Origin of the sequence: Nosocomiicoccus sp. HMSC059G07 (genome assembly GCF_001815515.1) — a bacterium.
GTDB classification, from domain to species: Bacteria; Bacillota; Bacilli; order Staphylococcales; family Salinicoccaceae; genus Nosocomiicoccus; species Nosocomiicoccus ampullae_A.
Genome location: NZ_KV820778.1, coordinates 1 through 11,100 on the forward strand (window position 1 = coordinate 1; position 11,100 = coordinate 11,100).

The following is an 11,100-nucleotide window of genomic DNA, read 5'->3' on the forward strand; positions in this document are numbered from 1 at the left end:
TATTTTACACAATTATATGGACGTAACTTAAATAAATCCGGATATCTAACAAAATCACCACTTTTTTGTTAAATAAAATAAAGCGAAGTTGAATTATTACACTTTGAGAATAACAAAAAACTCCGCAAGGCTATCAACCTTACGGAGTTTCTCTGTTTTAAAAATTATTTTCTTAATCGTCCAAAAATGAATGATACGATTAAGATTAAGATAATCGCACCGAGTAGTGTGCCTACGATACTCATGCCACCAACTGTTGGTCCAATATTTAATCCAAGTGCGTTACCAATTGATGCACCGACTAATCCTGCGATGATGTTACCAATAACACCACCTGGAATGTCTTTACTAATGATTAAGCCGGCGATCCAACCAAGGATACCACCAACGATTAATGTCCAAAGCCATCCTAACATAAAAATTCCTCCTATAAGTAGTTCATATATTAAATAAACTAAATGTGTTATTAAATACCAGTATTATTATCTGATATATATTACATACCCGACTATATATGTTATAAACATTTACAGTAAAAACTTTTATGCTTTTTCTTTTCGATGCTTAAATACAAAGGCCAAATAAAAACTAAAAGCGATGATAATACTTATCGCGCTGATTAAGTAAATGTACGAATAACCAAATAAATCTGACACGAATCCAAATATTAACGCTCCGAGTCCAACTCCTAAATCAAAAAATGAGAAGAACGTTGCGTTTGCCATACCACGCCTGTTCGACGCTGCGCGATTTACTGCCATCGCTTGGAGTGCGGGTTGTACAAATCCAAATCCGAGTCCGTATAGTATTGCTGCGATGTATAACGTCGTCGCTGATGTCATAGAGAACATCATAAACATAGCAACTGTAATCATGATCATTCCTGGAACGAATACGACTCCCATACCGTGGCGGTCAAATAATTGTCCCGCGTAAAATCGAGTAGAGAGTAGTGCGAGCGCGTATACGACAAAATATATTTGAATGCTGTGAGACGAGAATCCAAGTTCGATTGTGTATGCAGGTAAAAACGCTGCGATACCACCGAACGTAAATGTCACAAACATAAGTAAAAATGAAGCCGGTAACGCCGTTTTTTCAAATAAATCAAAACGGTGATACGTCGTACTCTTACTCGCTTCTTTATCCGGTTTAACATAATTAATTTGCGTTGCAAGAATGAATGCAATGAGTATTAATGTTCCGCAGAGGATAAACAACCACGTAAACGAAATGTAATCGACTAAAAATAAACCGAGTGCCGGTCCAAGCGCAAGAGCAATATTCGCACTAATAGAGAAAAATCCGAGACCTTCACCACGACGAGATGCCGGAATTAAGTCTGTTGCGATCGTCCCTGTTGCGGTCGTTAATGATCCCCATCCAATGCCCTGCACAACTCTAACTATTAATAAGACGAATAGTACTGTACTAATTGTTAACGAATATGTCGACACTAAAAATATGATTAAACCGTAGAAGAACACGTAACGACGACCTTTTGTGTCAAGCCGCGTCCCAGCAGCTGGCCGAATGAGTAGTGCACTAAAAGTAAATATCCCAACGACGAGACCGATATATTTATTATCTAAACCGAGGTCTTGAACGAACAACGGTAATGTCGGTAACGTCATTTGAAACGATAGAAAAATAAAGAAGTTTGCAAATAAAATAATAATGAAATCTTTTGTCCATATTCTATCGTGTAAATTACTATTGTCCATCGCTAGTATCCGCCTTTCTATTAAATTAAATTTCGTATAAAATAGAACGTATCACTAACATATAGAGGAAATTTTATGAATATACTAATGATTGATAACTACGATTCATTTACGTATAATCTCGTTCATTATTTAGAAATGAACGACAAAGGTGTAAATATAATCGTGAAACAACCGTATGAACTTAACAATAATACCATAGATGACGAAAGTATTATAGGGATTGTCGTTTCTCCAGGGCCATCTCATCCGAAAGACCGACCTGAAGTAATCGAGTTTTTAAAATCTGCTTGGGGGAAAGTTCCGATTTTAGGAATTTGTCTCGGCCATCAAATGTTATGGCATATGACAGGTGGCACAGTGACACATTTAAAACGTCCGGTGCACGGAGAAACGTATGAACTCACGCACGACGAAAAATTTATCTATAAAAATATCGATAATCCAATTCAGATTACGCGTTACCATTCTCTCGTCTGTAAAGGCGATAACGACGAATTTGTAGTCGTCGGCACAGCAGACGATGAAATAATGGCGATCCGCCATAAAACGGAGGACATTTTTGGACTTCAATATCATCCAGAATCGATATTATCTGAAGAAGGTCATGCACAAATTAATAATTTTATCGATATCGTATTGGAGAGATGCTAAATGAAAGCACATATCAATTTCACAAAAAATGGCGTCGTTGAAGACTTGTATTTTGTAAAACCGGTTAAAACATACGATGAAACAACACCTTTAAAAGATGTATTAGACGCGTTAGAAACTGCACAAAACAACGACCAATATGCACTTTTTGCAGTGACATATGAGTCGTATAAAAAAGATGAAACAGAATTTCTCGCTGCAATTTACGATGCACCAGTATCGAGAGATGTCTTTTTATCTGAAAGAGAAAATGGTTCGTATAAATTATCTCCGTATAAAATGATTGAATCACAAGAAGAAATCGAAAGTAATATCGAGAAAGTGCGAGACTATATACGAGATGGGCATACGTACCAAGTGAATTATACGACGCGTATGCATGGGGAGTTTTCAGGAGATGCGCATGCGCTCTATGAAAGACTCACTGAAGAAAATAATGGTGGCTACACAGCGTTCATTGAGCACGGTGATTTAGCGATTGTTAGCGCGTCACCAGAGTTGTTTTTTGAAATTGATAGCGACCGCACGATTCGAACGCGCCCAATGAAAGGAACAGCTCCTCGTGGTGAAACGCTAGAACAAGATGAAGAAAACTATGCCTTTTTAAAGAATTCTAAAAAAGACCGTGCAGAAAACGTAATGATCGTCGACTTACTTAGAAACGACGTATCGAGAATATCACAAAGTGGCACGGTGAATGTTCCGCATTTATTTACAATTGAAAAATATAAAACAGTATTTCAAATGACGTCGACAGTTGAAGGTCAGTTAAAAGATATACCATTTAGCGAGGTGTTCGGCTCACTCTTCCCGTGTGGATCGATTACAGGCGCACCAAAACAAATGACGATGGAAATTATTGAAGCGCTCGAATCGACAAAGCGTGGGTATTACTGCGGGGCAATCGGTCTTTTATATAAAGATCAAACGACAGTTGTGAACGTACCGATTCGTACGATTGTCATCGAAGGCAATAAATATACGTACGCAGCTGGCGGCGGTATTACGTATAATTCTGATAAGACGAGTGAGTATCACGAAATTCTTACAAAATCTAAATTTTTAGAGCAAGCATATGACTGAACTTATTGAAACGATGCGCCTTGAAGACGGTGTCGTGAAGCGTTTAGACTATCATAATAGACGTATTAATCGGTCGGCTGAAGTATTTCATCTGAACAAGATAGATTTAAAAGAAGCGGTTAATAGTTATGTAAAAATACATAACTTAAATCAAGGCGTATACCGAATTCGTGCACTATACAATAATGATTTGACATTGATGCATGATAAGTTAGAAGAAACAACAGAAATTACCGCAAATGTCATTCAAATGGACTGTACAGAAACGAAATGGTTAAAACATAAAACGACGAAGAGAGAACAATATAAAACAAGTGAGTATCCGTTTGCGTTATACTATGATAAAACGGAAAGAATCACAGAGTTTAACATCGGTAATCTCGTCGTTAAAACGCATGATGGTTATTTCACACCGAGTAAAAGTGGTCTATTAAATGGTGTGATGAGACAATTTTTATTAGACAATGGTACTATAAGTGTACGAGATTTTACTTTAGATGAATTAACCGAACGATATAACAATAACGAGATTACGATTTATTTAATCAATAGTTTAAGAGAGTGGGTCAAAGTGAACCTACAAGTTTAGGAGTGAACTATGTTTACACTATTATTATTAGGCATATTAGTCGCCGTCATTATATTGGCGTTCTATATCAGTACATATTTATATGAAAATGACATTACACTCGTCGCACTACTCGTCGTAGTCGTCGGTATCATCGTAAGTATTATACTCGTCGGTTGGATCATGGATAACACCGTAGAGTTTGTAAGTCAAAAACTAGAAATATTCTACAATCCAGACAGTTAGGAGAATGGTGATGATTTTTGAAAATGGTGAACGTGTAATGACCTATCAAAGCAATAAAACACTGACTGATAGCGAAAAAGAATTGATGCAGCAAAAATTTGAAACGTTAAAAACAGACGAAATATACGATATCGTATTTACGACATCTACAGTTAATATTTTGTACCATCCAACGTTAATGATGGACCGTCTAAGCATGATCGACCCATCAGAAGTTGTACTTGAAGTGATCGAAGAAGTGGTAGGTGTTTTAAAATGAGTATTATTATTCAAGATAAAGGACTACTGTCTACAGTAGTTTCATCATCTGAAGCACTCGACAACTTATCTCCAAAAATCGCAAATAAACTCGTCGGTAACCCTGTCGATGAAAAGACAATCGAAATGGTCATTCGACCAGCTAAAATTGCATTTACAGAACCGACAGTAATCGCGTTTTCTGGTGCACTATTTAACGTTACAGTTGGCGATAAAAAACTATCTGCTAACCGTATGTACATACTTGACCGTGGAGACGTATTAACATTCCACGATTCTGACCGTGGAGGACGCGTCTACCTTGCGATCGCGGGCGGAATTAAAACGAACGGTTCTAACGTATTAGAGTCCGGAGACGAAATTACGATGCGACGCGATTATACTGAATTACATGACGAAATCTTTAGCATGATGCGAAATCGTTCGACAGTGTCATGGGGAATTGGATCGTATTCACTTGCTGAAGTATATTTATCGGATAATTTCCATATCGTAAAACGTAAAGGTGTCGACGAATCTGTCTATAGAACGTTAGAAGACACGTATGCCGTCACGTTTGAAAAATACCGCTACGCACTTAATTTAGAAGGTGAAGCGGTCGATTATACAGATGATTCGGTCGATAACTACGGTGTATCGGGCGGTGTGTTTTTAAAAGATGGCCAGCCGTTTATCGCATTAAATGACTTTGAAGACTCCACAGAATACACACATATCGGAACGATACCGAGCTATCATATGCATAAGCTCGCTCAAAAAACCAAAAACTCGAAACTTAAATTTACTGAAATTGATGTCGAGCACGCATACGTCAACTTATACAACTACGAAATGTGGAAGAAAAGCTTATTCAAAGCGATCGATTATAAAATCAGTAAAGAACTCGTAAAAGAAAAAATGTAATAACAATTTTTTACCCGACAACATTAATTTGTTGTCGGGTTTTTATTTTTCAAAAATTAGACAAACCTAAAAATTAAACGGGCTAAATACTATTAAATGACTTTTTGTCTAAATTATGAATTTCATTTTAGCCTTTACAAAAATATAAATTTAGTATAACCTAAACTTTATAAAAATAATTGGAGGTATTGATGATGAAAAAATCAATATATTTACTATTTGTAGCAGTAGTTACTTTATGTTTAGCTGCATGTGGTAATGGAAATTCAGATTCGGAGTCTCAGTCTGATAAGAAAGAATCAAACGAAGGAAAACCAAGCTTAGTCGTCACGACTACTTTCTTAAAAGATATGGTTTCTGTTTTAGAGGAAGGTGTGGATGGATTTGATACACATTTAATCATCCCAGCAGGCGAGGATCCACACGTATATGAACCAAAAGCGAGTGATTTAGATTCACTTAAAAATGCGGATGTCGTTCTTTATCATGGTTTAGATTTTGAAGGACGAATGGCAGATGTGTTATCGAGTGGAGTGTCAGTAACTGAAAAATTTAACGAAAGCAATTTAGAAGAAATGGAAGAGGATGAAGGAATCGTCGTCGACCCGCACTTCTGGTTTGATTTAGATCTTTATCAGCAAGCGATGGAACGTGTAAAAGAAACGCTAATTGAAAATAATCCAGATGGTAAAGAGCAGTATGAAGCGAATTTTGATGCATATGTCGAAGAGTTAAAGGAACTAGATTCATACATTAAATCTAGAATCGATGAAATTCCAGAAAAATCACGTGTCCTTGTCACACCACATGACGCGTTTAACTACTTCTCAAGAGCATACGGTATGGAAGTATTTGCACCTCAAGGTGTGTCGACAGACAGTGAAGTTTCGAACAATCAAATTCAACAAACTGCAGATAAAATTGTAGAAAACAATATTAAAGCAATCTTTATAGAAACGACTACTAATCCTGATCGTATGAAACGACTCCAAGAAGTCGTTAAAGCACAAGGTGGAGAAGTTGAACTTGTGAGTGACGGTAACGAATTATTATCTGACTCTCTAGCGCCTGTTGGAGAAGATGGAGACACGTTCTTAACGATGTATCGTCATAACATCGACGTTATCGTAGATCATTTAAAATAGGGGTGAGTCACATGAGCGTAAATGTAATAGAAGTGAAAGATGTTACAGTCGCTTACGATAATACGCCAGCGGTTTCTAGCTTAAATTTCACGTTGAAAAAAGGAACGTGCACAGCAATCGTTGGACCAAATGGTTCCGGGAAGTCAACGATGATTAAAGCGATTATGCAACTCGTAAAGCCAGTTTCCGGAAAAGTGACCGTCGAAAATAGTAGCAGTAAACAGGCATTAAAAAATATCGCCTACGTACCACAAAAAGGGGAAGTCAATTGGGACTTCCCTGCTACTGTTTTTGATGTCGTTTTAATGGGTCGCTACGTCCATAAAGGTTGGATTAAACGACCGACAAAAGAAGATAAGAAAATTGCTTATGACGCATTAGAGACGATGAAGATGCTCCCGTTTAAAGATCGTCAGATCTCTGAGTTATCCGGTGGACAGCGTCAGCGCGTGTTCCTCGCACGTGCGATTGCGCATGATGCGGATATTTACATTATGGACGAGCCACTTCAAGGTATAGATATTACGACTGAAGAGCTAATAATTAAGACGATGAAGCAACTTCAAAAAGAAGGAAAAACGTTCCTCGTCGTTCATCATAATTTAATGACAGTTACAGAGTATTTTGACCACGTCGTTATATTAAACAAACAAATTATCGCACAAGGCACAATCGAGGACGCATGGACAAAAGAAAATGTAAATGCAGCTTATTTTGAAAAGGGTGTCGGCACATGGACGTCTTAATGAGTTACACGTTCCAAGTCGTTGCACTTGGAACTGTTATTTTATCTATCGCGAGTGCAGTCATCGGTTCTGTCAGCGTTATTAAAGGACAAAGTTTAATTGGTGATGCGATTGGACATTCGACGTTTCCAGGTGTCGTGTTAGCCTTTATGCTATTCAATGTGATGGAAACATATATACTCGTCGTCGGTGCAATGGTGATGGGTGCAGTGGCGTTCTTTCTGATACAACTTATTACACACGAGTCTAAAATTCCGTTAGATAGTGCGCTAGCCCTCATATTATCAGGATTTTTTGGACTTGGTATGGCGTTAAAAAGTTACGTCCAAGGACACTCGAACTATAGAGGGACTCAAGGGATCGATGATTTTATATTCGGTCAAGCGGCATATATTTTAAAAAGTGATGTGTACTTAATTATCGTGACGTCTGTCATCGGACTTTCGATTTTCTTTATCTTTTATAACGAATTAAAAATATACATGTTCGATTATATATACGCGAAATCTATTGGTATTAACATTAAGTTGATTAATGCATTGATACTCATTATGACATTAGCGATTATATCTGTCGGGTTAAAAGCCGTCGGCGCGATTTTAATTGTTAATATTTTAATTGCACCGACTGTTATCGGTCAACTCTGGTCGAATCGCTATGGTGTCGTTTTGACCATAGCATCTATTGTTGGTGCATTATCAGCATTTATAGGGACATATGTATCTACAGCGTTCACTGGTATCCCTACAGGTCCTGCCATTATATTAGCACTCAGTTTCTTCGTCATCGTTTCGATGCTCTTTTCACCGAAAGGTTTTATTAGTCGAATAATTCGTAATAAACGGTTAGGAGGAGCGCTATGATAGAAGTATTACTCGTACTTATCATGACTGGATTATCGACGAGTCTTCTCGGAGTTTTTCTCGTACTTAGAAAAAGTGGTATGGCAACAGATGCGATCAGTCATACTATTTTACTCGGTATCGTCGTCGTCTTTTTCTTAACTGGTGACTTACGTTCGCCGCTACTTATTATCGGGGCGACACTCGTTGGAATTTTAACAGTGTATTTAATTAATGTCGTTACGGCCTCGAAAATGATGCGTCAAGATGCAGCGATTGGTTTAGTATTTACTGCACTATTTGCAGTCGCAGTCATACTCGTTTCACGTTACGCAAGAAACGTTCACTTAGATATTGATGCGGTATTACTCGGCCAAGTGTTATATGCTCCTTTAAACCGCATCGATCTATTCGGGGTGAGCTTACCGTACGCATTCGTACAGTTGTCGATTATATTTATTATTAACGTTTTATTTGTCGTAATATTTTATAAAGAGTTAAAAATATCGAGTTTTGACCCAGTGTATGCGACGCTCGCAGGATTTAGCGCGATGATTGTCTACTATGTTTTAATGACGCTCGTTTCAGTCACTGCTGTTGCTGCTTTTGACGCGGTCGGCTCGATTCTCGTCATTAGTTTTTTTATCGCACCTGCAGCAACGAGTTATTTAATCGTCAACAGAAGTTTACTTAAAATGATTATATTGTCTCTTGTGATATCTGTCATTAACAGTGTCATTGGTTGTTACATCGGGTTCTATTTAGACATCTCAATTTCAGGCGCAGTCGCTTCAATTTCGACGGCAACGTTCTTTATCGTATACATTGGTACGCGTATATTAAAAGCGTACAATCATAAAAATTATATGAAGAAAGAAACTCGAGCGTATAACTCATAGAAAAGTTCAGTTCACTTTAATATTTGAATCATTTAATGTATAATAAGTTAGCTTAAAAGTTGGACGATTGGGTGAGTTGTATGGAATCTGTGTTAAAAAAGTCATTTGGTTTAGAGACGTTTCGACCAAAGCAAAAAGAAATTATACAGTCAGTTTTAAACGGTCAAAATACGTTAGGTGTATTACCAACAGGATCTGGGAAATCGTTATGTTACCAAGTTCCTGCATTAATGTTTGACGGTACGACGATCGTCATTTCACCGTTAATTTCGCTTATGCAAGACCAAGTGACAGCGCTTGTCGATAAAGGAATTAAAGCAGCGTATATCAACTCAAACATGACAAAAAAAGATCAAGCACGAATCGAGCGACGATTATTAAATGGGGATATTGAGTTATTATATGTCGCGCCGGAGCGCTTTAAAAATGAAGAGTTTTTAGAAATTATCTCGAGAATTAATGTCCCGCTTGTTGCATTCGATGAAGCCCACTGTATCTCAAAATGGGGACACGATTTTAGACCAAGTTATCAAGACGTTATTTCGGTCATCAATGAATATATTGGAGACGCGGTAAAAGTCGCGTTAACTGCGACTGCAACTGAAGACGTTGAGAAAAATATTATAGAGCTTTTAGAAATCGATGAGACGGATGTCTATAAAACGTCAGTAAAACGCGACAATTTAGAGTTAATTGTCAATGACACGTTCCAGCGCGAGCGTTTTATCGTTGACTATTTAAACGAACATAGAGGCAAAAGTGGCATTATATACGCGGCGACGCGTAAAGAAACTGAAAAGATCAGTGGCTTTTTATCAGATAATAATATTGATAACAGAATTTACCACGCAGGACTTACGAAGTCTGAGCGTGAAGAAAATCAAAATGCGTTTATAAAGGATGACGTCAAAGTCATCGTTGCAACGAACGCCTTTGGTATGGGAATCGATAAGGAGAATATCAGGTTCATTATCCACTACAATTTACCTGGAGACCTGGAAAGTTACTACCAAGAAATTGGGCGAGCGGGTCGTGACGGTAAAATGAGCCAATGTATTCTTTTATCGAACCCGAGAGACATTGCGCTCCAACAGTTTTTCATCGACCGATCACAAGCGAGTGACGATGTAAAAGAAAGTATGCGTGAAAAACTCGACCGAATGATTCAATATAACGAAACGTCAAAATGTTTGTCGTCGTTTATCGTAAAATATTTTGATAAAAATGAATACGTGACTGAGTGCGGGGAGTGTTCAAACTGTAAAAGTGACGCGCGTACAGTTGATATGACTGAGGAAGCGAAACTTATTATGACACTCGTTAAACTAGTGTCGCTGTCACCTGAAAAAGTGATTCAAGTGCTGCGCGGTGAAGTGAACGATAATATTATTGATTCTGGCTTGACTGAAGTCAGCCAGTTCGGGCAATTATCGAACTACTTAACGAGCGAAATTCACCACATAATCGAAGAACTCGTATTTAGAGGATATATACATTTAGAAAACGATACGTTATACGTCGTGAAGAAGAGTGAAGCGGTACTTAACGGTATAGAAATGATTTACACGGTACCATATCGCACGCAGTTTAAAGAAAAAGTAAGCATATCGACGGAATCTAGTTTTAACGAGGCTCTTTATCAGCAACTAAAAGATAAGCGTGAAGAACTTGCTGTGGCGCGAAATATAGATGCTGCGCAGATTTTTACAGATGCGTCGTTAAAAGAAATCGCAAAAAAGATGCCAGAAACAAAAGGCGACATGATCAAACTGCTCGGCATCGGAAACTATAAACTCAAACATTACAGCCCACACTTCTTAAAAGTCGTCGAAGAGTATAGTAAGAAATAGGGCTGATTTAAATAAGAAGTCTTTTCATCTTTAGAGGATGAAAAGACTTTTTATTGTGGTGAGGGGTGTGGCTGTTGTTGGTTGGTCGGTTATTTACAAAAAATGTCTGAATGTGTGAGATATATTAGGATAATTAACAAAAACTCCGGATCCGGCCTCGTTTTTGTTAGATAAAAAAATAT

13 protein-coding genes are annotated in these 11,100 nt (G+C 37.7%); 11 read left to right on the top strand and 2 right to left on the bottom strand.

Going from position 1 to position 11,100, the window contains the following annotated elements; translation table 11 throughout:
• Positions 1 to 164: 164 nt before the first annotated feature.
• Positions 165 to 416: a GlsB/YeaQ/YmgE family stress response membrane protein gene (locus HMPREF3029_RS00420; protein ID WP_070623487.1), complete on the bottom strand. Its 252-nt coding sequence runs from the start codon at positions 414 to 416 to the stop codon at positions 165 to 167.
• Between the two features lie 126 nt (positions 417 to 542).
• Positions 543 to 1,724, bottom strand: a complete 1,182-nt coding sequence (locus HMPREF3029_RS00425; protein WP_070709183.1) for an MFS transporter — start codon at positions 1,722 to 1,724, stop codon at positions 543 to 545.
• Between the two features lie 75 nt (positions 1,725 to 1,799).
• On the opposite strand from HMPREF3029_RS00425, the gene HMPREF3029_RS00430 reads away from it, so the two are divergent.
• From HMPREF3029_RS00430 to recQ, 11 genes are all read left to right on the top strand, one after another.
• Positions 1,800 to 2,378 carry an anthranilate synthase component II gene (locus HMPREF3029_RS00430; RefSeq protein WP_070709185.1) on the top strand — a complete coding sequence of 193 codons (579 nt, stop codon included), beginning with the start codon at positions 1,800 to 1,802 and terminating at the stop codon, positions 2,376 to 2,378.
• On the top strand, positions 2,379 to 3,461 hold the full coding sequence (gene pabB, locus HMPREF3029_RS00435; protein ID WP_070709187.1) for an aminodeoxychorismate synthase component I: 1,083 nt from the start codon (positions 2,379 to 2,381) through the stop codon (positions 3,459 to 3,461).
• Positions 3,454 to 4,050: an aminotransferase class IV gene (locus HMPREF3029_RS00440; protein ID WP_068129780.1), complete on the top strand. Its 597-nt coding sequence runs from the start codon at positions 3,454 to 3,456 to the stop codon at positions 4,048 to 4,050. Before pabB ends, HMPREF3029_RS00440 begins: the two co-directional genes overlap by 8 nt.
• A 9-nt stretch (positions 4,051 to 4,059) precedes the next feature.
• Entirely contained in the window at positions 4,060 to 4,275 is a 216-nt protein-coding gene (locus HMPREF3029_RS00445) for a hypothetical protein (protein ID WP_068129783.1), read from the top strand.
• A 10-nt stretch (positions 4,276 to 4,285) separates the two neighbouring features.
• Positions 4,286 to 4,534 (top strand): hypothetical protein, encoded by a 249-nt coding sequence (locus HMPREF3029_RS00450; protein WP_070709189.1) that lies wholly within the window; start codon positions 4,286 to 4,288, stop codon positions 4,532 to 4,534.
• Positions 4,531 to 5,436 carry a 5-oxoprolinase subunit C family protein gene (locus tag HMPREF3029_RS00455; RefSeq protein WP_070709191.1) on the top strand — a complete coding sequence of 302 codons (906 nt, stop codon included), beginning with the start codon at positions 4,531 to 4,533 and terminating at the stop codon, positions 5,434 to 5,436. Before HMPREF3029_RS00450 ends, HMPREF3029_RS00455 begins: the two co-directional genes overlap by 4 nt.
• Before the next feature lie 194 nt (positions 5,437 to 5,630).
• On the top strand, positions 5,631 to 6,581 hold the full coding sequence (locus HMPREF3029_RS00460) for a metal ABC transporter solute-binding protein, Zn/Mn family (RefSeq protein WP_210391812.1): 951 nt from the start codon (positions 5,631 to 5,633) through the stop codon (positions 6,579 to 6,581).
• An 11-nt stretch (positions 6,582 to 6,592) separates the two neighbouring features.
• On the top strand, positions 6,593 to 7,327 hold the full coding sequence (locus HMPREF3029_RS00465; protein ID WP_070623502.1) for a metal ABC transporter ATP-binding protein: 735 nt from the start codon (positions 6,593 to 6,595) through the stop codon (positions 7,325 to 7,327).
• The gene (locus HMPREF3029_RS00470; protein WP_070623504.1) at positions 7,315 to 8,190 is read left to right on the top strand and encodes a metal ABC transporter permease; all 876 of its coding nucleotides are present in this window, start codon (positions 7,315 to 7,317) and stop codon (positions 8,188 to 8,190) included. Before HMPREF3029_RS00465 ends, HMPREF3029_RS00470 begins: the two co-directional genes overlap by 13 nt.
• Positions 8,187 to 9,068 (top strand): metal ABC transporter permease, encoded by an 882-nt coding sequence (locus tag HMPREF3029_RS00475; protein ID WP_070623507.1) that lies wholly within the window; start codon positions 8,187 to 8,189, stop codon positions 9,066 to 9,068. The genes HMPREF3029_RS00470 and HMPREF3029_RS00475 overlap by 4 nt, the downstream gene beginning before the upstream one ends.
• A gap of 80 nt (positions 9,069 to 9,148) precedes the next feature.
• Positions 9,149 to 10,918, top strand: a complete 1,770-nt coding sequence (recQ, locus tag HMPREF3029_RS00480; RefSeq protein WP_070709193.1) for a DNA helicase RecQ — start codon at positions 9,149 to 9,151, stop codon at positions 10,916 to 10,918.
• Positions 10,919 to 11,100: the final 182 nt, after the last annotated feature.